This window comes from Micromonospora sp. NPDC049274 (assembly GCF_040678875.1).
Classification (GTDB): Bacteria; Actinomycetota; Actinomycetes; order Mycobacteriales; family Micromonosporaceae; genus Micromonospora.
Genome location: NZ_JBFAQS010000021.1, coordinates 34,304 through 54,946 on the forward strand (window position 1 = coordinate 34,304; position 20,643 = coordinate 54,946).

The 20,643-nt window shown below is 72.0% G+C and carries 20 protein-coding genes; 12 read left to right on the forward strand and 8 right to left on the reverse strand.

Annotated elements, in window-relative coordinates:
- Positions 1-89: 89 nt before the first annotated feature.
- The 7 genes from AB0K10_RS29045 (at position 90) to AB0K10_RS29075 (ending at position 8,458) form a co-directional block, all read left to right on the forward strand.
- Positions 90-2,621 (forward strand): FtsK/SpoIIIE domain-containing protein, encoded by a 2,532-nt coding sequence (locus AB0K10_RS29045; RefSeq protein WP_363688715.1) that lies wholly within the window; start codon positions 90-92, stop codon positions 2,619-2,621.
- 2 nt (positions 2,622-2,623) lie between these two features.
- On the forward strand, positions 2,624-3,544 hold the full coding sequence (locus AB0K10_RS29050; protein WP_363688717.1) for a hypothetical protein: 921 nt from the start codon (positions 2,624-2,626) through the stop codon (positions 3,542-3,544).
- 191 nt (positions 3,545-3,735) lie between these two features.
- Complete coding sequence (locus tag AB0K10_RS29055) at positions 3,736-4,914, forward strand: radical SAM protein (RefSeq protein ID WP_363688719.1); 1,179 nt, start codon at positions 3,736-3,738, stop codon at positions 4,912-4,914.
- A gap of 4 nt (positions 4,915-4,918) precedes the next feature.
- Complete coding sequence (locus AB0K10_RS29060) at positions 4,919-5,170, forward strand: phosphopantetheine-binding protein (RefSeq protein WP_363688721.1); 252 nt, start codon at positions 4,919-4,921, stop codon at positions 5,168-5,170.
- A 1-nt stretch (position 5,171) separates the two neighbouring features.
- Positions 5,172-6,443, forward strand: coding sequence for a hypothetical protein (locus tag AB0K10_RS29065; protein ID WP_363688723.1), 1,272 nt, complete (start codon positions 5,172-5,174; stop codon positions 6,441-6,443).
- Between the two features lie 21 nt (positions 6,444-6,464).
- Positions 6,465-7,550 carry a hypothetical protein gene (locus tag AB0K10_RS29070; RefSeq protein WP_363688725.1) on the forward strand — a complete coding sequence of 362 codons (1,086 nt, stop codon included), beginning with the start codon at positions 6,465-6,467 and terminating at the stop codon, positions 7,548-7,550.
- Positions 7,547-8,458, forward strand: a complete 912-nt coding sequence (locus tag AB0K10_RS29075; protein ID WP_363688727.1) for an NAD-dependent epimerase/dehydratase family protein — start codon at positions 7,547-7,549, stop codon at positions 8,456-8,458. Before AB0K10_RS29070 ends, AB0K10_RS29075 begins: the two co-directional genes overlap by 4 nt.
- Before the next feature lies 1 nt (position 8,459).
- Here AB0K10_RS29075 and AB0K10_RS29080 read toward each other — a convergent pair whose 3' ends face one another.
- Both AB0K10_RS29080 and AB0K10_RS29085 read right to left on the reverse strand, forming a co-directional pair.
- Entirely contained in the window at positions 8,460-9,746 is a 1,287-nt protein-coding gene (locus AB0K10_RS29080; RefSeq protein ID WP_363688729.1) for an MFS transporter, read from the reverse strand.
- Positions 9,743-11,008 carry a condensation domain-containing protein gene (locus AB0K10_RS29085; RefSeq protein WP_363688731.1) on the reverse strand — a complete coding sequence of 422 codons (1,266 nt, stop codon included), beginning with the start codon at positions 11,006-11,008 and terminating at the stop codon, positions 9,743-9,745. The genes AB0K10_RS29080 and AB0K10_RS29085 overlap by 4 nt, the downstream gene beginning before the upstream one ends.
- Positions 11,009-11,636: 628 nt before the next feature.
- Here AB0K10_RS29085 and AB0K10_RS29090 point away from each other — a divergent pair.
- Positions 11,637-12,884 (forward strand): FAD-dependent monooxygenase, encoded by a 1,248-nt coding sequence (locus AB0K10_RS29090; RefSeq protein ID WP_363688733.1) that lies wholly within the window; start codon positions 11,637-11,639, stop codon positions 12,882-12,884.
- Here AB0K10_RS29090 and AB0K10_RS29095 read toward each other — a convergent pair.
- From AB0K10_RS29095 to AB0K10_RS29105, 3 genes are all read right to left on the reverse strand, one after another.
- On the reverse strand, positions 12,772-13,827 hold the full coding sequence (locus AB0K10_RS29095; protein WP_363688735.1) for an aminoglycoside phosphotransferase family protein: 1,056 nt from the start codon (positions 13,825-13,827) through the stop codon (positions 12,772-12,774). The genes AB0K10_RS29090 and AB0K10_RS29095 overlap by 113 nt on opposite strands.
- 312 nt (positions 13,828-14,139) lie before the next feature.
- Positions 14,140-14,877, reverse strand: coding sequence for a hypothetical protein (locus AB0K10_RS29100; protein ID WP_363688737.1), 738 nt, complete (start codon positions 14,875-14,877; stop codon positions 14,140-14,142).
- A 16-nt stretch (positions 14,878-14,893) separates the two neighbouring features.
- The gene (locus tag AB0K10_RS29105; protein WP_363688739.1) at positions 14,894-15,115 is read right to left on the reverse strand and encodes a hypothetical protein; all 222 of its coding nucleotides are present in this window, start codon (positions 15,113-15,115) and stop codon (positions 14,894-14,896) included.
- Between the two features lie 276 nt (positions 15,116-15,391).
- Between AB0K10_RS29105 and AB0K10_RS29110 the strand changes: the two genes are divergently transcribed.
- From AB0K10_RS29110 to AB0K10_RS29125, 4 genes are all read left to right on the forward strand, one after another.
- Positions 15,392-15,637 (forward strand): winged helix-turn-helix domain-containing protein, encoded by a 246-nt coding sequence (locus tag AB0K10_RS29110; RefSeq protein ID WP_363688740.1) that lies wholly within the window; start codon positions 15,392-15,394, stop codon positions 15,635-15,637.
- A 199-nt stretch (positions 15,638-15,836) separates the two neighbouring features.
- Positions 15,837-16,100, forward strand: coding sequence for a DUF6244 family protein (locus AB0K10_RS29115; protein WP_358141560.1), 264 nt, complete (start codon positions 15,837-15,839; stop codon positions 16,098-16,100).
- 308 nt (positions 16,101-16,408) lie between these two features.
- Complete coding sequence (locus AB0K10_RS29120) at positions 16,409-16,720, forward strand: hypothetical protein (protein ID WP_363688742.1); 312 nt, start codon at positions 16,409-16,411, stop codon at positions 16,718-16,720.
- Positions 16,717-17,121, forward strand: coding sequence for a hypothetical protein (locus tag AB0K10_RS29125; RefSeq protein WP_363688744.1), 405 nt, complete (start codon positions 16,717-16,719; stop codon positions 17,119-17,121). The genes AB0K10_RS29120 and AB0K10_RS29125 overlap by 4 nt, the downstream gene beginning before the upstream one ends.
- Here the strand turns inward: AB0K10_RS29125 and AB0K10_RS29130 are convergent.
- The 3 genes from AB0K10_RS29130 to AB0K10_RS29140 all read right to left on the reverse strand — a co-directional run bounded on the left by AB0K10_RS29130 (position 17,118) and on the right by AB0K10_RS29140 (position 20,448).
- On the reverse strand, positions 17,118-17,570 hold the full coding sequence (locus tag AB0K10_RS29130) for a nitroreductase family deazaflavin-dependent oxidoreductase (RefSeq protein WP_363688746.1): 453 nt from the start codon (positions 17,568-17,570) through the stop codon (positions 17,118-17,120). The two genes, AB0K10_RS29125 and AB0K10_RS29130, sit on opposite strands and share 4 nt — an antisense overlap.
- Before the next feature lie 160 nt (positions 17,571-17,730).
- The gene (locus AB0K10_RS29135; RefSeq protein ID WP_363688748.1) at positions 17,731-18,714 is read right to left on the reverse strand and encodes an SEC-C domain-containing protein; all 984 of its coding nucleotides are present in this window, start codon (positions 18,712-18,714) and stop codon (positions 17,731-17,733) included.
- A gap of 267 nt (positions 18,715-18,981) precedes the next feature.
- On the reverse strand, positions 18,982-20,448 hold the full coding sequence (locus AB0K10_RS29140) for an MFS transporter (protein WP_363688750.1): 1,467 nt from the start codon (positions 20,446-20,448) through the stop codon (positions 18,982-18,984).
- Positions 20,449-20,643 lie beyond the last annotated feature (195 nt).

A 20,643-nucleotide genomic window follows, 5' to 3' on the forward strand; every position in this document is an offset into this window, starting at 1 on the left:
CGCGAAAGAGTGGGTCGCTACTGTCCCGGTGTCACAGCTGTCCGTTAGGGTTTCGGCGAACCGGACGGCCGTGGCGTGGGAGGCAGAGCGTGGGCAGGCTCGCGTCGGCGTACGGGCAGGCGGTCACCGCCCACCGGGCGGCCCGCGCACACCTGGAGGCCGCCCGGGGCGTGCTCGGCACGGCGCCGGCACCGACGCCGCAGGCCGGCGGGGGCGACGTCGTTTCCCGACTCGCGCGTCTCGGCGGCGCGCTGGCCACCCCGACCCCCGGCGCCACCGCGCTCACCGACGCGCCCGCCGCGGTGCGGATCGGCGAGGCGTCCACTCCGGACGGCGGCTTCCCGGTGCTGCTGCCGCTCGGCGGCGGCCACCACCTGGCCCTGGACAGCGACGCCCGGGACGGGCGCGTCGCCGCGCTGCTGCGCGCGCTGGTGCTTCGGCTGGTCGCCACCGCGCCACCCGGTCGGGTGCGGGTCACCGGCATCGACACCGCCGCGCTGGGCGCCACCTTCGGCCCGCTGCGCCCGCTGCTCGACGCCGGGGTGCTCGAACCGCCGGCCACCGGCGAATCCGAGGTGGCCGCCCTGCTGGCCGCCGCCGAACGGCACGCCCGCGAGGCCCAGCACGCCGATCCCTCCACCCGGCAGTTGCTGCTGGTGGTCGCCACCGCCGCCCCGCCGCCGCGCGAGCTGGCCCGGCTCGCCGCGCTCACCCACGCCGGCCCGGCCGCCGCCGTCTGCGTGCTCCTCGCCGGCCACCCGTCGCGGCTGCCCGGCGAGATGTCGCCGCCGCTGGGCAGCACCACCGCCATCCGGCTCATTGAGGGGTACGCGCACGTCGGCGACCCGCCCGGCGCCCCGTTCAGCGCCGACGGCAGCGGCCTCGCCGCGCCCGTGCTGCTCGACGGCGATCCGCCGCCGGCCTCCGTCCGCGCGCTCGCCGAGCACCTCGGCGCCGCCGCCCGCCGCGCCGACGCGCTGCCCTTCGCCGAGCTGCTGCCCGAGCGGCGCTGGGCCGAGTCCGCGGCGAACGGCCTGCGTACCGTCGTCGGCCGGGCCGGCACCGCGCCGCTGACCGTCGCCTTCGACGACGCCACCCCGCACTGGCTGGTCGGCGGGCGCACCGGCGCCGGCAAGACGGTCTTCCTCCTCGACGTCCTCTACGGGCTGGCCGCGCGCTACTCGCCTGCCGAGTTGCAGCTCTACCTGCTCGACTTCAAGGAGGGCGTGAGCTTCACCGAGTTCGTGCCCACCGGCCGTGACCCGTCCTGGCTGCCGCACGCCCGTGCCGTCGGCATCGAATCCGACCGCGAGTACGGCCTCGCCGTGCTGCGCGAGCTGCGCCGGGAGGCACAGCGCCGGGCCACCGCACTGAAGCGGCACGGCGTCACCAAGCTCGCCGACCTGCCACGCGACAGTCCGCTGCCGCGCATCGTGGCAGTCATCGACGAGTTCCACGTGCTGCTCGCCGGCAACGACGCCCTGGCCCGCGAATCCGTGGACCTGCTGGAGGAATTGGCCCGCAAGGGCCGCTCCTACGGCATCCACCTGGTGCTGGCGAGTCAGAGCATGACAGGCATCGAGGCGCTCTACGGTCGAGCCGAGGCGATCTTCGGGCAGTTCGCGCTGCGGGTGGCACTGCCCGGCGGCGGCGGGGTCCTCGACCAGCTCAACGACGCCGCCGCGGCCCTGCCGATCGGCTCCGCCGTGATCAACACAGCCGCCGGGGCGGTCGGCGCCGACACCGTGCTGCGCTTCCCCGACGCGCACGCCGCCGCCGCTGACCTCGCCGCGCTGCGCCACGAGCTGTGGCAGGCCCGCCCGCCGGGCTCGCGGGCCCCGGCGGTCTTCAAGGGGTACGAGGCGGCGCGCGTCGAGGACGATCCCACGTTCGCCGGGCTGCGCCCCGGTGGCCGACGCCCCATGGCGCTTGTCGGTCGGACAGTCGACGTGCACGGCACCACCGCCCTGTTCCTGATGGACTCCACTCCCGGCCGGCACCTCGCCGTGGTGGGCACCGCACCGGCCGGCGCGGACGTGCTGCGCGCCGCGGCGCTGAGCCTGGCCCGCCAACACACCCCGGGCGACGCCCGGTTCCAGGTGGCCTCCCTGGTCACCGCCGCCGACCCCATCGCGGCCGAGACCGAGGCCGCGCTACGGGCCGCCGGTCACCCGGTGCACCGCCTCGACGCGGCCGGCCTGCGTGACCGGATCGTCACGCTGGCCGCCGAACCGGCCGGCCGCGAATACCTGGTGGTGTTCGGGATGGACGCCGCTGCCGGAGTCCTCGGCGCGGCCGACCCGGTCACGTTCCGCTCCGGTCTGGACGACCTGCGTACGCTGCTGCGCCAGGGTCCCGCCCAGGGCGTGCACCTGCTCGGCTGGTGGCGGGGCCTGCGACGGCTCTCCGACGACCTCGGCGGCACCCAGAACCGCGACGACGTCGCCTGCCTCGTCGCGCTCAACGTGCCCGGCGCCGAGCTGGCCCTGCACCTCGGGGTGCACGACCTGGCCTACACGCCGCGCGCCGACCGGGCGCTGCTTGTCGACAGGCACGACCAGCGCACGAGGCTGATCGTGCCGTTCGCCCGCGACGGGCACGAGTCGTACGGGGAGCGGTGAGGGTGTCCTTCGAGGAGTACGCGGCGCTGGCCCGACAGCTCGCCGAGCACCGCCGTGCCGGCGAGCGGGACGCCGCGGCCGAGTCCGAGCGCCGCCGTGACCTGCACGCCGCCGCCGACTACCTGCACCAGCGGCTGACCGCCCAGGGCCACCGCCTCGACCAGCTCGGCCGCGCGACAGGCATCGACCAGCCACCCGCCGGTCCGACTGCCGCACCGGGCAACGACGCGTCGGGAGCGAGGCCGGGCGTCCCACCCGTGGGGTCCGGCTCGCCGGCGGCGACCGGGTCGGCCGGTGACCCTGCCGCTTGGCCTGGTCCGCCGGCGGGGTCCGGCTCGGCCGCCGCACCCGGATCGGGGGACGGCGGATCCGTCGGCGCAGCCGGCGTGCCGGGGCGGGCGGGTGTCGGGGCGTACCCCGAGCTGCCGGGGGTGCAGGCGCGGCTGGCGCTGCCGACGGCGGTGAGCCCGACGGGCGCCGGGGTGCCGGCGCAACGGGCGGCCGTGGTCGACCCGGTGGTGGAGCTGGAGCTGGCCCGGCGGATGGCCGACGAGGCGGACCGGCACGGGCAGCAGGCCGAGGTGTTGGCCCAACGGCCGGCGCTGCTGCCGACGTGGTCCGCGCTGGCGCGGGCGGTCGCCGTCTACGCCGCGTGCGGTGCGGCGGCGGGGGTGCTCATGCTGACCCTGGTGCTCGCCTCCGGGGTCGGTCTGGTGGACGGCTTCACCCTCGGTGCGTGGATCTGTGCGGGGCTGCCGGCGCTGGCGTTCTTCGGGGGATACCTGGTGCTGGGCCGGTGGGGGAGACCCGCCATGGTCGCCGGCACCCCACCCCGCTACCTGCCGCTCGGGTTCCTGATCTGCTTCCTGCTGGTGCCGCTGGGCTACTGCGCCTATCTGCTGCTGTTCCGCGCCCTGCGCTGAGGGGTTTACGACGAACACCTCGTGTGTCAGTGTGGTGAACGACCCGTGGCGGGGTGAGCAGGACACTCACATCCACGTCGGACGACCGCCGCCGGTTCCCCAGTGATAGCGGGGGTTCGTGCGCATGTAGGGATGCGTTCGGCCCCCGAACCATCACGATTCGCTTCGTGGCAGACGAGCGGGGAGCCTGCATGTCCTACCCACGTACCAACAAGGTCTTCACGTCCGGTGAGTTGCACGATCTGCGCCGGACGGTGGCGATCCGGTCGGCGACGCGCCGTAATCTGGCGGCGGACCCCCTCTACGCGACCGCGTTGCCACAGGAGGTCAGCATGCAGCTGACCTACCGGTGCAATCTGCGGTGCCACCACTGCTTCCAGTGGAACGAGCAGGGCTTCTTCCACAATTACGACAGCAAGCGCAGGCGTTCCGAACTCGACCTCGACGTCGTCCGCGACGTGTTGGAGACGACCGCCCCCGAGCAGGCGAAGGTCTTCCTGTGGGGCGGCGAGCCGCTGATGCACTCCCGGTTCGGAGAGATCGCGAAGCTGCTCGGCGCCGTGCCGCGCGTCGTCAACATGTGCACAAACGGCCTGTTGATGGAGCGCAACGCGGAACACCTGCTGACCATCGGACCGCGACTCAACCTGCTGGTCAGCCTCGACGGCTTCGAACCGGAGCACGAGGCGCTGCGGGGCAAGGGATCGTTCCGGCGCACCATGCGCAACGTCGAGGCGATGCTCGACCTCCAACGGCGCGGCGAGTACCAGGGCGAGTTGTCCGTCGCGTGCATGGTCAGCGAGGACATGGTCGGCCGCATGTACGAGTTCACCGAGTGGGCCGAGCAGACCGGCTTCAACTCGGTCTACTGGCTGCTGCCCTGGTACATCAGCCCCGAGACGGCGTCGGCGATGGACCGGCTCTACGCGGAGTCGTTCTCCTGGCTCAACCCGCCGGAGCCGGGCGACAAGCCGACGTGGCACTCGTACACCTACGCGCTGCCCGAGCAGTACCTGCCGGTGCTGAAGGAGTCGATGGCGCGACTGGCGAGCCGGGTGTGGGATCTGCGGGTGCGTTACCAGCCGCAGGTCGAAGAGGACGAGATCGACGACTTCATCCGCGGCACCTCCCGTCCCGCCCAGCGGCGCAGCCGCTGCCTGGCGGTGTCCAACCGGATCGAGATCCACGCGGACGGTCGGGTCAGCTCGTGCAAGTTCTTCCCCGAGTTCGTCATCGGCGACCTGAGCGAGCAGTCCATGCAGGACATCTGGCAGAGCGAACGCTTCACCCGGGTCCGCGGCATCCTGCGCGACAGCGGGCTCATGCCTGTGTGCTCGAAGTGCATCCTTCTCTACCTGAGCGGGGAGTGAACGCATGGCAGAGGTCATCACCCGCATGGCGGCCCTGCTCGCGCGGGTTCTGGAGGATCCGGCGCTGGCCCAGGAGGTGACGGCGGACACGAATCTGCTGCTCGACCTCGGAATCGACTCGCTGCACATGATCACGTTCCTGCTCGCCGTCGAGGAGGAGTTCGACATCGAGATCGACTTCGAGTCGCTGGACACCATCCACCTGGAGTCGGTGAAGGCGTTCTGCCACTTCGCCCTCGACGGCGATGGTCGGTGAGGTGAGCGGGACCGTTCACTTCGGCTCGTTCGACGCGGAGGCGGTGTGGCGGCCGGAGGATCTCGCCGGGCTGCCTGCCGCCCCGACGGCGGGTGGCAGTCGGGGACGTCGCGGCATGGACGAGCTGCTGGCGGTCGGGTGCGCTCCGGGTGATCTGCTGCTCACCGCCGAGCCGATGGACGAGGCCCTGGTCGAGGCGCTGGCGGTCGCCGGCATCGCGCCACGGGTCGCCGCCGTGCCCGGCCACCCGGACTCCACGGTGGAGGAACGGTTGGCCGCGGCCGGCGGCACGTCCCTTCCGGCGGTGTCCGGGTGGGCCGCGGCGTTCTACGCCGTCCGACCGGACACCTCCGTGGCGGTGCGCAGGCTCGGCCTCCGTGCCGTGGTCCCCGCCGTCGAGGTCGTCGCCCGCGTCAACTCCAAGGTCTGGTCGAACGACCTGGTCCGGGACGCCGGCCTGCCCGGCGGCGCCGTCCTGGCCACCACGCCCGCACAGGTGCGGCGGCTGGTGCGGGACGCGCAGGGCGACGTCGTGCTCAAGGACCCGTACGGGGTCGCCGGCCGGGGCGCCCTGCGGGTCACCACCCCTCGGATGCTGGACACGGTCGTCCGGCACCTGGAGCGGCAGGTCGCGCGGGGTGCTCGGGTGGAACTGCTGGTGCAGCCCCTCTTCGAGGAGGCGTCCAGCTTTTCCACGCACGTCGAGGTCGACCCGGGCGGCGTGGTGCGGTGGCGGGGCGTGCAGCACGTCGACAATGCCGAGTTCGCCTACCGCGGTTCCGGTCCGCTCCCCGCGGATCAGCACGCGAGCCTCGACACGTCCGCGCATCGGGAGGCGATCACGCGGGTCGGGACGGCGCTCGCGGCGGAGGGCTACAGCGGTCCCGTCTGCGTCGACGGGTTGCGGCTGCACGACGGCACTGTCGTGCCGGTGCTGGAGGTGAACGCCCGGCGATCGATGGGCCTGCTGAACCTGCACCTCGACCGACGGGCCCGGGCGGTCGGCCTGCGTTCCTGGCTGCGCTGCCGCCCGACACCTGTGCGCCCGGGCGACACGGTGGCCCGGCTGGTGTCGGCGTTCGCCGACGCGAAGCTGCTGTTCCGGGGCACCGACCCCGGGGTGCTGCCGCTGGCCTCGGGGACGCTCACCCCGCCCCGTGGCCGGCTCTTCCTCGCGGTGTTCGCCCCGGACGACGCCTGTCGGATCGCCCTCGAAGCACAGGTGAGCGACGTGCGCGCCGCGACGGGCGGCGCAGCGAGTCTCGTCTCCTGACTCCCGACGATCGGAGCAACGATGGCGATTGTGCTGCTGACGTCGGGTGCCACGCTCGGCACCCACGTACCGGCCCTCATCCTGGCGGGCCGGCTGCGGGCCCTCGGGATCGAGGTGCGCGTGGAGGTGTTCGAGCGGCTGCTGCGACCCGACGAGCTCGACAGGCTGAGGGCCGCCAAGCGGGCCTTCCGCGGAAACTTCAAGCTCGCGGTCACCGCCCAGCGGATGGTGCGGGACCAGATGCCGGCGCTCGACGGCGCCGCTGTCGATGACCTCCTGCGCGGATGGCGGGCCGCCGACGTCGACCAGGTGGTGCTCTTCTCCGGCTTCTGGGTGCCCGTCGTCGAACGGTACGAGGCGCTCGCGTCCCGGACGCCCCGGGTCGACATCTGCCACCTCGACGCCGCGCCGACCGCCTCCTTCAACCTCTTCCGGGCACGCACCGAGCGCTTCCGGCACGTGTGGATGTTCGACGCCGAGCGGGGCACCGCGCCGACGAGCATCCGCGTCGGCGACGAGGACCCGGTGCCGTGGCACGAACGCGAACAACGCCTGCTGGCGCACGGCGGCGGCTGGGGGTTGGGCACCTACCGGGACCGCGCGGTGGATCTCGCCCGTGCGGGGCTGCTTGTCGACGTGGTGACCCACGACCCGGCCGACGTGTCCGGCCTGCCCCCCGGCTGCCGGGCGTACATGATCGACCCGGAGTGGGAGGCGTGGCAGGACGGCGACTTCCCGCCGTTCGGGGAGATCCGTCCCGACGGCACGGTGCGATACCGCAGGGGTCGGGCGCACCACGACTCGTTCGATCTCGCCCGGCACCGCGTCGCGATGCTCTGCAAGACCGGCGGGGGCACCCTCATCGACTCGCTGTGGTCGGCCACGCCGATCGTGCTGCTGGCACCCTTCGGCGCGCACGAGCAGGTGAACGCCGACCTGTGGCGTCGGTTGGGCTACGGCGTCACCGAGGACGCATGGCGCGAGAGCGGATACTCCCTCGCCCTGCTGGAGACCCTGCACCGCAACCTGCTGGCCGCCCGCGAGGGGACCGCCGACTACGCCGCCGAACTGGCGGCCCTCGCCGCCCGGACCGAGGTCGGGAGATGACCGCGGCGCCGGCCCCGGTCACGGTGGTCGTCGGGTCGGACGGGTTCATCGGCGCGAGTCTGTGCCGTGCGCTCGACCGCCGCCGCCGGCCTCCGCACCGGGTGACCCGACCCCGCAACGCCGCCGAGGAGCACCGGTACGCCGACACGATCAGGCGCGCGGACCTGGTCTTCTGGGCTGCCGGCACGGTTACGCCGAAGCGGGCGGTGAGCCAGCCCGAACTCGCCGAACTGGACCAGCGTGCCCTCGCCGCCGCGCTGGAGGCGTGCAAGCTGGGCGCCCGTCGTCCCACGGTCGTCCTGCTGGGATCCGGCGGGACGGCGTACCGGCCGGATGTGCCGCCGCCGGTGGACGAGACCGGCCCACTCGGCCCCGACAGCGTCTACGGCCGGGCGAAGCTCGCCCAGGAGCAGGCCCTGCGCGAGGCCGCCGACCATCTCCGGCCGGTCGTGCTGCGGCCGTCAAACGTGTACGGGCCCGGCCAGCGCGCCGAGGGTGGGCTCGGTGTGGTGTCGCACTGGTTGGAGGCAGCGGCCGCGCACCGGCCGTTGCAGGTGTTCGGCGATCCGGCGACCCGCCGCGACTACGTCTACGTCGACGACGTCGTGGCCGCCCTGCTGGCGGTGTGGGACCGGCACCTCGACCGCGACACCCTGGAGGGGCTCGACGGCGCGGTGCTCAACGTGGGCGCCGGCCGGCCCACCTCCCTCGCCGAGCTGCTGGAGGTGGTGACGGCGACCGTCGGCCGGCCGTTGACCGTGCGGTACGCGGCTCGTCGAGCCTTCGACCGGCGCGACATCTGGCTCGACGTCCGGCGTGCGTCGGCGCTGCTGGGCTGGCGTCCCGGCACCGACCTGCGGACCGGGGTGGCCCGGACGTGGGCGGCGCTGACGCCCCGCGCCTTCTGAGTCAGGGCTGGCCGGCCGGCTCGGGGACGGGCGTGAAGTCCCGCATTGTGCGCAGCGGGGAGAAGTAGACCCACAGTCCGGAGGCCCAGACGCCGAGGGCGGCGATCACCAGGGTCTCGCGGACGCCGAGCCAGGTGCCCAGCACACCACCGAGGACCGCCCCGATCGGCAGGGCGCCCCACACGATCCAGCGGACCCCGGCGGTGAGACGGCCGAGCAGTTCCGGCGGGCACATCTGCTGCCGGTAGCTGATCTGGGCCGCGTTGTAGATCGCGCAGAGCGCGGCGAAGCCGGTCATGCCGACGGTGTAGAACGCGACACGCCAGCCGGGCTCGGCCAGCGGCACCAGCAGCATCGTCCAGCCGAGCCCGAGCAGGGAGACCCAGATGATGCGGGCGGTGCCGATCCGTCGCGCCAGCCGGCCCGAGGCGAGCCCGCCGGCGATGCCGCCGGCCGTGCCGAGCGCCAGTTGCACGGCCACCTCGGCCGGCGTCAGTTTGAGGACCCGGACCAGGTAGATGACCGAGAGGGCGTAGATCACCTGGCTGAAGACGTTCAGGGTGCCGCTGGCCGCCACGATCTTCCGCAGCACCGGATGCCGGAAGGCGAAGGCGAGACCGGCGGAGATCTCCTCCCGCAGCCGTGGCCGGGGGCCCTCCGGTGCGGCGATCTCCGGCTCCTTGCGCCGGATCAGCAGCAGCGAGACGGCGCTGACCGCGAACGAGGCGGCGTCGATGAGTACCGTCCGCGCCGCGCCGAAGACCGCGACCAGTCCTCCGCCGAGCCCGATGCCCGCGACCTGGGCCACCGAGTACGTGGTGCTGAGTTTGCCGTTCGCGTCCAGCAGCTGGTCGGAGCGCACCACCGCCGGCAGGTAGCACTGGTAGGCCACCTCGAAGAAGACGGAACAGACGCTGCACAGCGCCGCCACCAGCCACAACTGCGCCATGGTGAGCTCACCGGCGAAGAACGCCAGCGGAATGGTCGCCATCGCGGCGGCCCGCACCAGGTTGCAGAACACCATCAGCCGCCGCTTGCGCATCCGGTCGACGATGACTCCGGCCGGCAGCGCCACGAGCAGGTACGCCGCCATCCCGGCGGCCTGTAGCAGGCTCACCGAGAACGTCGACGCGTTCAGCACCGACACCGCGATGAGCGGGACGGCGAGGGTGGACACCGCGGAACCGGTCTCGCTGAGGGTCTGCCCGGTCCACAGGGTCATGAAGTCCCGGTGACGCCACAGGCTCGGCGTGACCGGGACGGTGGTGGGCGGCGCGGTAGTGGTCATGCGGTGGCCTCCGCGTTCGCGCCGACGAGGTCGAGCAGGTCGTCGCGCATGGCGACGAGCAGAGCGTCGAGTTCCTCGCGGCGGTAGCCCTCGCGGATCACCCGGACTGTCAACCGGACCGTCGTGTCGGCGTTGGCCATCAGGTAGAAGCCGGGCCCGGTCGAGCGGATCGGCACGTGCCACTCGATCCGCGATTCCTGGATCTCCTCCGGCGGCCGCACCTCCATCGGGGGCAGGAGGAACGTGAAGTGGTATCCCGGGTCGAGCGCGCCGCCCTCCCGTTCGGCGTCCTCGCGGATCCGCGCCACCGCGTCCGGGTCGTAGACCCCGTGCTTGAGGGCGCGCATGTTCCGGACGTACAGGGCGCGCGCGGTGTGCGCGAACGACTCGTCCGGGGCCGGTGCGGCCAGCAGCGGAACCCACTGGTTCATGGACGTGACGAGCGACGTGACCGCCGGGTCGAAGCGGTTGGACGACATCGGGTAGAGCAGAACCGGCGTGCCGGTGGTGCCGGTCCGGATGACCGCCCGGCAGTAGGCGGTGAGCAGGACGCCCGCGACGGTGACGCCGATGCCGCGCGCCGCCTGCCGGAGGATGGGCTCGGGGATGCCTGTGTGCATCGTCGCCCGCAGCACCGGCCCCGGTGGTGGAGGGGTCCGCCGGGGTGCCCCCGACAGCACCTTGCGCCAGTAGGACTCGGCGGCGAGCAGTCGGGCGTCCATCTCGCCGGACCGTTGCCGCGTCGCGAGGTCGGCCGGCTGCGGCGCCGGTGGCAGCGCCTCGCCGGCCAGCAGCGCGAAGAAGTCCCGCTCCATGGTGTTGATGCCCGCACCGTCGGCCGCCATGTGGTGGATGACGACCAACAGGTCGCGGGGTCGGCCGTCGCTCTCGGTCAGCCACACCCGCCACGGCAGGTCGGTGGTCAGCGTGAACGGACGCTGGATCTCCTCGGTCTCGATCCGGGACATCCCCGTCTCGCCGTCGGGCTGTCGTACCGCCGCGACCACGTCGGCGGGGGAGTCCACAGCGACGCGTTGCCGCGGATCGGTCGGGTCCTCGACGTCGAACGTCGTGCGCAGCGAGGCGTGCCGCATGCCGAGCGCTCCGACCGCACGCCAGACCTGCGCCGCGGTCACATTTTCCGGCAACGACCAGGAAAAGCAGAGGTTGCCCTCCCACCACTTCTCCGGATGCATTCTTTCGATGTCCCGCCAGACGGATAGTTGGCCGAGGGTCATCGGATAGGTCGTTTCCGGGGTCACACCTGTTCCTTCCCGAGCGGGAACGACTGCGCCGCCGATGAGCGTGTGCCGCGACGCGACACACGCTCATCGGGACGAAAGGTAATTGGTGTGTGTCAGCCGGCCGAGTTGTTCTTCATCACGACACCTCCCGAAGAATTGCGGTTGTCGGAGGTGAGGCCGTGGCCCTGCGCCGTGCTTAGGGGTGCATGACGCGCCACCGTCGGATGACGGTTGGATGCAACGGCAGCAGTCCGACCAGCGATCGACCGAGCTGGTACGGCAATTGTCCACGCCCAACGTCGGATGCATTCTGCGGCATCCTGCGGCGAACACGGACGATGGCCGTCCCATTCGGAGCATTCGGTGGCGGATGAGCTTCCGGTGCAGGCCATGGAGCCGCGCGCGGGCGAATGCAGTAAAAGAACCGATCCCCCAATACGTGGCCCCGCCTCGGTTAGCAGGACTCCCACAGCATTCCGGCCGTCAATGGCTGTGTCAAGCCTCACATTGATGGATCTTGCTGTCTTGACCGCCGCCCCGGCGGTGATTATGGTCGGGGCGGCGGGCGTGTCCACAGCGCCCGCCACACGGGGGAGCACATGGGTGCGACAGGTCCTTTCGGACCGCCGATGACGGCTGGCCCACAATGATCAGTCCCGCGCACGCCGTGGTCGTCGGCGCGGGAATCGCCGGCACCGCCGTCGGTCTCTTCCTGCGCCGGATCGGCTGGCGCGTGACGGTTCTCGAGGCCCGCCCGGCGCGGGAGCGACCACTCGGCTCGCACCTGAGCATCGCCGACAACGGCCGTACCGTGCTGCGCGAGCTGGGGCTCCTCGCCGCGGTCGATGAAGCCGGCACGCCCACCGACCGCATCTCCTTCCACGACCACCGGGGACGGGAGATCGGCAGCAACAACCAGGTGAGCACGCTGATCCGCCGGGACCGGTTCGGCGAGGTGCTGCGGGAGGCGGCCCGCGAGGCCGGCGTCCGCGTCGTCGAGGGCGGGCGCGTCGTCGGGCTGCGCGACGACGGGCAGGACGGGGTCGTCGCCACCCTCGCCGACGGATCGACTCACGGCGGTGAGGTGTTGATCGGTGCGGACGGGGTGCACTCCCACACCCGTCGGACGCTGTTCCCCGACCACCCGTCGGCGCGGTTCACAGGCGTCCTCGACGGCGGCGGCTCGGCCCCCCGGGTCGACGGAATCGCACCTGAGCCGGTGCTGCGCCTGACGTTCGGCGTCAACGCGTTCTTCGGCTTTCAGGCGCTGCCGGACGGCGAGGTGGTCTGGTTCCAGAGCATGCTCAGCGGGGACGGGGATGTCGTGGCGGCCCCACGTGCCGACCCGATGGACCGGTGGCGGCAGCGACTCGTCGCGCTGCACGGCGCCGACCACCCGCCGATCCCCGGCATCATCGACGCCAGCACCGGCCCGGTCATCCGGTGGCCGGTGCACGATCTCGATCCGCCCGCGCGGTGGAGCCGAGGCCGGATCTGCCTGGTCGGCGACGCGGCGCACGCGATGCCGCCGCACGACGGGCAGAGCAGCTCCATGGCCCTCGAAGACGCACAGGTCCTGGCCCGCTGCCTCGCCAGCGCCGACGACCTCACCGACGCCTTCGCGCGCTTTCAACAGCTCCGGGAGTCGCGGGTGGCGGCGGTCGCCGCCCTCGCCCGTCGTACCGGCAGCCTGAAGTTTCCGACCGGCGCCCGCGAGCGGCGGGCGCGCGACGCCGTCCTGACGATGTTCCTGAAGGCAGGTGTGGCCGCCTCCGAGGACGTCAGCCGGTACCGCCTGCGATGGCCGACGGACTCGCACGCCGCAGCTCGGTCAGCTCATGATCCAGCAGGTCGGCCAGCCGCTCGAACCGGTCCGGACGAGTTTCCCGGGTGATCCCACGGCTGGGCATCTCGACGGTCATCAACAGATACAGGTGCAGACGGTAGAGGCTGAGCCGCCGCAGGGTGGCCTCGTCGAAGATCACCGGCTCGGCCGCGGCGGCGCGATAGCCGCGTAGGAAAGGATGGTCCGCGTCGTCCTCCACCCGCCGATAGATCAGGGGCGACACGAGATCCATCAGCGGATCACCGAACAGATACCGCTCACCGTCGACGATCCCGCGCAGGCGCAGGGCGCCAGCGGGTTCGGGTTCGGGTTCGGCCAGCACGTTGCCGTCCCAACCGTCGAAGTGCAGCAGCGCCGGCCGGCGCACCTGGTCCAGCACCCAGGCGTACCGCTCGGTCAGCTCCAGGATCCGCGCGGCCGGGACGGGCAGCCGCACCTCCCAGTCGGCCGCGTCGGCGAGCAGGTCGCCGAGCATGGCGGCGAAGGCCTCCCGCCACGTCACGCCGCTCGCCCGGCCGCCGTCGTAGCCGTAGTGGTCGCCGGTCACCGTGTGCAGGGCGGCGATCGCGGCGCCGAAGTCGCGTCGGGCCGGGGAGTCGTCGAGGTGCTGCTCGGAGTCCGACCACTCCGTCAGCGACCGCCCGGGCAGCAGGCCGCTGAACAGCCACTCGCCGTGCTCCCGATCGTTGCCGTAGTGCAGCAGCGGCGGCACCGGCACCTGCGGCGCGCGCGCGGCCACGAGGCGGAAGTAGCGGGCCTCCGCCCCGCCGAGGCCCCGCTCGTAGCGCAGCAGCGGCGCGTCCGGCGGTGGTGGCACCTTCAGCACGACCTCGCGCCCGTCGTCCAGCGTCACCCGCCACACCGTCGCGAAGCCGCCCCCCGGGATCGGTCCGCAGTCCACCACCCGGCGATCCGCGCCGAAGGACGCGTCGACGAAGCCTTGCACCTGATCATGGTCGAGTGACCGCTGGGTGCGGCTGAGCGCTTCCACCCGTCGTCCCTTCTCCCCGCCGTGCCGGTGCGGGAACGTCGATCCGTCACGAGCGGTGATCGCTCCGGTGACGTTCGTCAGCGTGCCAGAGCTCTCGACAGTTTGTGGTCCGGCTTCGCCCGCCGATGATCGTGCGGGCGGTTCCCGATGGCGGGTTCCTAGCGCCTCTCCTGCTGGTGGCGCGCGTCTGCCTGGCGCTCGTCCCCGCCGTGCGCTGCGGTGTCGGTCGCGTGCGCTGCGGTGTCAGTCGCGTGCGCTCGTGCCCGCGCAGCCGTCCCGCCAGCAGACCGCGCAGCGCCGCGTGCGGATCGGTCACCACCGTGACTCCCCGCGCCTCCGTCGGCGTCTTTGCCTCAGCAGGGCGCCCGCCACCCGACAGCCGCGGGCGATCTCCCCGGCGGTGGCGGCGCTCCGGGTCGCGTCGGGCACGGGCGACACCGCTTCGCCGGTCAGCGCCGCCACCGAGCGATCGATGCGGCACGCGCCGACCGCGAGCCGCGCGATGACCAGGTCCAACCGGGTGATGGCCGCCGCGAAGCGCCGGGCCGCGACCACGTCCGCCCCACTGTGAGTACGCCGCAGCCGGTACTCGGCCGCACCCAACCGCCATCGGGTACGGGCCGTCAGCGCGGCGGCCCGGTCAGCGTCGACCCGAGCCGCTCGGAGCCCGGGGAGCAGTTCACCCGCCGTCGCGGTCGCCGACGAGGCCCGATCGGCGGCCAGGCCGGCGTAGACCAGACTGAGCGCCCTCCAACACTCGGTGACCGCGTCCTGCCAGGGCAGCCGCCGACCTGGCAACCCCGAGCCGTGCAGGTGCGCGCCGGCCCGGTCGGCGGCGGCGATCGTGGCCAGCCAGGCGTCGCGCAGGTCATCCACCGGATCGTCGTAGTGCGCTATTCGGGCCCGCGCGGCCCGCTGCTCGTCGCATGGGCCGGGCCGTCCGCAGCTCCGGCAGATCCCGGTGTACGCCTCCGTCACATGCTCGGCGATCCTCATCCTCGCCTCGGTGACCTGCTGGTTGGTGTGCGTGTCTAGATCGTCCGCGTTCACCGGCGGCCTCGGCGGTTCACTTGTCGGCCTCAGCGGTGGCCTTGACCAGGCGGGCGAAGAGCACGTCGGTGCACGGGTAGTCCATGCCGCAGCCGCACACCCACCTGCGAACCACGCGCGGTGGATGGGCAAAGAGAGTGTCGTCGGCGTCCTCGACGTCCTGCTCGGACACGAGTCGCTGGGCTGGTGGGTGTTGGGCGGCTGGGTCGGTGGGCTGTTCGTCGGGTCGATCGGGCATCGGCGTGCTCCCGTCCGGTTGGTCTCCTTGCTGGTCAGGGCTGTGCTTGTGACGGCATGTGCCGCTCGCGGCGGTGCGCTGGGGCGCGTACGGGCACACCCCGGCACGCCCGGTCGGACGGGGGGACCGAACGACCGGGCGCTTCCTGCCGGTGGGAAAGAACCAGCTCCGGGTTTGCAGACCTGGGAGCCGGTCATGGGAAAGCGTATATAACAGGTCATGCACGCGCAAGCACTGTCCGCACATTGCTTGCTATACAAAGTTGCTCGTGATCGAATGGCGGGGCAGACCTGGGAGACACCAATGCCCGCCAAAGCCAAATGGGCGCTGATCGCCGACGGCATCCGCGCTCAGATTCAGTCCGGCGAACTCGTGCCGGGCGACAAGCTGCCTTCAACCTCCGAGTTGTGCCGTCAGCACGACGTCTCGGCCATCGTTGTTCGCCAGGCCATCAACGCGCTCAAGGTTGAGGGCCTGGTGGAGGGTGTCGGCGGCGTAGGAGTGTTCGTCGCCGACCGCTGAGCGCACGCGAATCTGGAGTGCCGCCAGAGATCTTGGTACGAAAGCGCCCCTGGAGGGGCAGTTTCGTACCAAGATCTTTCCACCGGGGTCACGACTGGGCGATCGAGTGGTCGCGCTAGGTGCATGGATCTCGTACGCTCCCTTGTGGTCTCTGCCAGTGCGGTGGTGGAGGCGATGGTCGACCAGGGGGAGGGTGCGCGTGAGCGCAGCACAGATCATCGCGAGGTTGGCGGCGGCATCGCAGAAGCTCGACGAGGCGAAGGCCAAGACCGCAGCGGCGGCACAGGACGCGGCCGAGGCGCGATCACTCGTTGCCGGTGCGCTCGAGGGCATCGCCGCCGGCCCGCTGGTCGGCATGATCGACGCGTACCGCCAGGCGCTGGCGCAGGCGTCTCAGGGCGGCGAGCCGGCCAAGCAGCACGTCCAGGAGACGATCGCCAAGGTCCGCGCTCTGGGAAACTGACCACGGGTGGTGGCAGCACAACGCACCAACCACCCGTGCGACCAGCGGTTCCACCGTCTGAGCCGGGGCTTGGCCGGCCTGCTCGTCCATCTCCAAGCGCCCCCAAGCGCGTGAGCGGGATTCTGAAGCCCCTCGGCGGGAGCGCCGGGTGGATGAAGTTGTCTCCTATTCAGCCCAGGGGTGTGATCCTCTCGCAGCGGCGTTCGATGGACTGAGCGAGGACGAGGTTGAGCGGCACGGGAGCGTCGCAACGCAAGTGACTGGCGTGTCGCTGTAAGTAAGCGGTGCGATCCGATAGGCTCCCTGGTGTGACCGGATCGGTGAGCAAGAAGTCGTTCTCGCTTCCGCAGGACGTGGCAGAGCGCTTGGAACGTGAGCCGAACGCCAGCGCGTACGTGGTCGACACGATTCGGGCGCGGATGCGCGCCGAGGATCTGGACGCCGAGCTGGCCCGCCGGGGCATGACCGTGACGGCCGAGGGGCAGGCTCGCGCCAAGGCCCAACGCGCTCAGGTCGAGCAGGAGTGGTCGCCCGGTCGACGGGCCGCGCTGCGTGACCGTTCCCGCCGCTCGGCAGCAGAGATGATCGATGGTTCCGGCAGCCAGGCCCCTGCGGCATGACGACTCCCGATGCGCCGTCGGTCCGGCTCATCCTGGATCGGTCCGCGCTGCTCGCCTACGTGGCCGGATCTATGGATGTTGCCGAGCCGATCCATGAGGTCGCCCAGGACGGCGTTCGGTTCGGTGTGCCGGCTGTCGTCGCGGCCGAGGTGCTGGCGGTGGTGGACGATCCGGCCGACCGCGCGGTGCTGCACCGACTGCTCGAACGTCCCGCCTGCGCGGTGTTGCCGACCTGGGGTGAGGACTGGCAGGAGTTGGCCTACTGGCGGTTGGTTACCGGTCGGGTCGACCTTGCCGCCGCCGTGATGGCAGTCCTGGAGCAGGATGCCTCGGTGCTCACAAGCGAGGGCAAGGCGTACGGCGACGGCGGTGACCTGCCGGTCATCCGCTTCCCTGGCTAGGGGCGGGATGTGCGTTCGATGACGATGACGGGGATCTCCCGGTCGGTCTCCTTCTGGTAGCGGGCGTACGTCGGGAAGACCTTCGTCATCACCGGCCACAGCCGGACCCGCTCCTCGCCTGTCGCCGTGCGGGCCCGGCCGGCGAACCGCTCCGCGCCGACCTGGATCTCCACGGTCGGGTCGGCGCTCAGGTTCAGATACCAGGCGGGGTGCTTCGCCGCGCCCCCGTTGGACGCGACAAGCAGGTAGTTGTCGCCGTCGCGGCCGTACATCAGGGCGGTGCGGCGCAGCGTGCCCGACCGGCGCCCGCGCGTGGTGAGCAGCAGCGAGGGGATGCCGTGGAAGGTCCCGCCGTCGGCACCGTCGGACTCCACGTATCGCCGGATGTGCTTGGCGACCCAGCCGACCGGGCTGTCCTCGATTGTCTCGTGCTGTTCCTGTGCGGTCACGCCGTCGCCTCCGTCACCGAGCCGGCCGATCGCGGACGCGATCGCGAATGGACGGTATACCTGTGAGTCATAGTTATGACTCACAGGTATACGGCGCGCAGCCCACACCCAGCGCAGCGCAGCGCACGCCCGGGGCAGCGCAGCGGACGCCCGGGGCAGGTCAGTCGCGCGAGCGCGGCAGGCAGCACTTCTTGTACTTCGCGCCCGATCCGCACCAGCAGGCGTCGTTGCGGCCGGGCGGCCAGGCCGTCAGGCCCGCCTCGTCGACGCTGAGGCTGTCGGCGTACTCGTCGAGGGTTTCCTCGTCGATGGGGTCGTCGCCGGCGAAGGTCGCCAGGCCTGCGACGGTGCCGGCGACGACGCCCAGGTCGCCGCCGCCCAGCCGGGACGCCTCGACGAGGGCGCGTTCGATCTGGGTACGGTGTTCGTCCCACGTCTTCGGGTAGCTGTCGACAAGCGCGGGCCAGCGCATCAGCAACGCGTCGAACTCGGCCTGCGGCCAGTACAGCAGCGTCGCGGGGCCGTCGTCGAGCGCGTCGAGGGCGTGATCGGTCGCGGCGCGCAGCCGGTCGGCGAGGTTGTCGTACTCGTCGTGCGGCAGGCCCAGCTCCTCGCGCAGGTCGTGCCGCTGCTGGCTGAGGCCGAAGATCATGGCGGCGGCCTCGTCCTGCGCGTCCTCGGACTCGTGCTGCTGGGTCCGGGTCCGTTCCAGGATCGTGTCCAGGGCGGCGGTGAGCCACTCCAGCGCCGTCTCGGTGTGGCCGGACTCGACCAGCTCGTCGATCAGGTACGTGGCGTCCGGGGCGGTCTCCAGCAGTGGACGCAGCTCGGTCAGCTCGGCCATGCCCTCGTCGGAGCGGCCGAGGCGCAGCAGCAGGCCGCCGCGCACCGCTCGGGCGTACGCGTCCTCGTCGGGCTGTTCGGCGATGGCGCGGGTGACCAGCGCGAGGGCGTCGGCCAGGTCGCCCGCGTGTTCGAGGATGTCAGCGGCGACCAGCAGCGCGAAACCGGTGTCGTTGGGGTCGGCGACCCGCCCCTCGTCGACGGCACCCACCAGCTCGGCGACCAGCGCGGCCGGGTCCGGGCTCTCGGGCCCCAGCTTGCCGATCTCTTCGATGCGGTCGGCGGTCAGCAACTCGGACATGGGCGCATCCTGAAGGGCGACGAACGGACGGGGAAGCGGCCAGCGTACTCCCGAACATGGAGCAGCCCGGGCGGCGAACCGCCCGGGCTGCGTCACGTTCCCTCAGGGCGTGTGTCAAAGCCCCTGGCCGGCCTGCGGCGGGCCCAGACGACGACCGGCGGCGTCGGGAATCGGCCCGGATACAAACACCGGTATCCGGGCCGATTCCCGCCTTGCCGGACCGCCGCTTGGACTCCGCCTCGGCTCGACCGAGGTTTGACACACGCCCTAGCGGGTCGCGGGCATGGTGGCGAACTCGGCGGCTAGCTCGGACTCGACGATCGTCGCGGTGGACGGCCGGCGACCGGCCGACGCCCGCCGGGCGGACGGGACGGCCAGGGCCGCGAGCGCGGCGGCGAGGGCGATCGCGGTGAGGACGAGAAACCCCGTCGTGAAGCCGGCCTCCCGGGGCAGGCCGCTGGCCTGCGGGTGGGCGGTGATCACGCCGCTGACCACGGCCGCGCCGATCGCGCCGCCGATGGTACGGATGTTGGCGTTCATGCCTGTCGCCACGCCGGTCTGGCTGGCGGGCACGCTGGCGACGATCAGGTTGGCCATCGACGCGAAGGCCAGGCCGATGCCGAGACCGACCAGGCCACCGGCGACGGCGACCTCCCAGCGGGTGTCGTGCGCGCTGGCGAGCATCGCGGAGGCTGCCACGTTGAACGTGGCACCGGTGGCGAGCTGCGCCTTGGAGCTGAACACGGCCTGGAGCCGCCCGGCGATGATGCCGGCGACGAACATCGCGACGAGCATCGGCAGCATGAGCAGACCGGCCTGGCTGATGCTGGCGCCGAAGCCGTAGCCGGCGGCGGTCGGCGTCTGCACGAACTGGGGAAGGAACGCGTACACGGAGAACATCGACGCGCCGTAGAGCAGGGCGACCAGGTTGGTGGTCCAGACGCCGGGCAGGCGCATCATCCGCATGTCGATGAGCGGGTTGCTCGAGCGCACCTCGGCGATGAGCCAACCGACCAGCAGCACCACGGCGAGCGCCAGCAGGCCGAGCACCCGGGCCGACGTCCAGCCCCAGGCCGCGCCCTGGCTGATCGGCAGGAGCAGCGCGACAAGCCAGCCGGAGAGCAGCAGTGTGGCGCGCCAGTCGATGCGACCGGGGGTACGGACTGGCGACTCGGGCACGAACAGGTGCGCGGCGACGGCGGTCAGCCCGACCACGACCATGGGGATCCAGAACAGCCAGCGGTAGTCGAGCGTGCTGACGATCGGGCCGGCCAGCACGATGCCCAGGCCGCCGCCGACGGCGACGATCGCCGAGATGCTGGCCACGGCGGTGGAGACCCGCGCGGCGGGGAACTCGTCGCGGATGATGCCGAACGACAGCGGGAAGACCGCGCCGCCGATGCCCTGGATGACCCGGGCGACGATGAGCACGCCGATGTTCGGCGCGATGGCAGCCACCAGGCAGCCGAGGGCGAGGGCGGCGAGCGAGACGACAAGCATCCGCTCCTTGCCGATCATGTCGCCGACCCGTCCGAGGATCGGCGTGAAGATCGACGCGGAGAGCAGGTAGGCGGTCAGGACCCAGGTCACGGTGTTCTGCGAGGTGTGCAGGTCCTGCTGGATGGTCGGCAGCACCGGGGTGATCAACGACTGGAGCATCGCGAAGAACCCGGCGCCGGCCGCGAGCACGGTGAAGGTGAGCCGACGCGAGCTGCGTCGGGAGGTCACTGACACGAGAGAAAACTCCCTGATTGGTACGGAAGGAGGTTCGTCGCCCGTCGTCGGCGGCGGGCAGGTCTGTCGGGTCCGGGCGATCGGGTGGCCAGGCGGATCGGGCGGACCCCGAGGTAAGCTAACCGGAGGCTATCCTCCGGCATGTCCGGAGGGGTGCCTCCACTAAGCTAGCGGAGGGGTGCCTCCGGATGCAAC

What these genes read in the sequence shown, in the direction of transcription:
- AB0K10_RS29080 (WP_363688729.1), bottom strand. Translation starts at nt 9,746, where the DNA reads ATGACCACTACCGCGCCGCCCACCACCGTCCCGGTCACGCCGAGCCTG.
- AB0K10_RS29090 (WP_363688733.1), top strand. Translation starts at nt 11,637, where the DNA reads ATGATCAGTCCCGCGCACGCCGTGGTCGTCGGCGCGGGAATCGCCGGC.
- AB0K10_RS29125 (WP_363688744.1), top strand. Translation starts at nt 16,717, where the DNA reads ATGACGACTCCCGATGCGCCGTCGGTCCGGCTCATCCTGGATCGGTCC.
- AB0K10_RS29055 (WP_363688719.1), top strand. Translation starts at nt 3,736, where the DNA reads ATGTCCTACCCACGTACCAACAAGGTCTTCACGTCCGGTGAGTTGCAC.
- AB0K10_RS29060 (WP_363688721.1), top strand. Translation starts at nt 4,919, where the DNA reads ATGGCAGAGGTCATCACCCGCATGGCGGCCCTGCTCGCGCGGGTTCTG.
- AB0K10_RS29110 (WP_363688740.1), top strand. Translation starts at nt 15,392, where the DNA reads ATGGCGGGGCAGACCTGGGAGACACCAATGCCCGCCAAAGCCAAATGG.
- AB0K10_RS29135 (WP_363688748.1), bottom strand. Translation starts at nt 18,714, where the DNA reads ATGTCCGAGTTGCTGACCGCCGACCGCATCGAAGAGATCGGCAAGCTG.
- AB0K10_RS29070 (WP_363688725.1), top strand. Translation starts at nt 6,465, where the DNA reads ATGGCGATTGTGCTGCTGACGTCGGGTGCCACGCTCGGCACCCACGTA.
- AB0K10_RS29075 (WP_363688727.1), top strand. Translation starts at nt 7,547, where the DNA reads ATGACCGCGGCGCCGGCCCCGGTCACGGTGGTCGTCGGGTCGGACGGG.
- AB0K10_RS29105 (WP_363688739.1), bottom strand. Translation starts at nt 15,115, where the DNA reads ATGCCCGATCGACCCGACGAACAGCCCACCGACCCAGCCGCCCAACAC.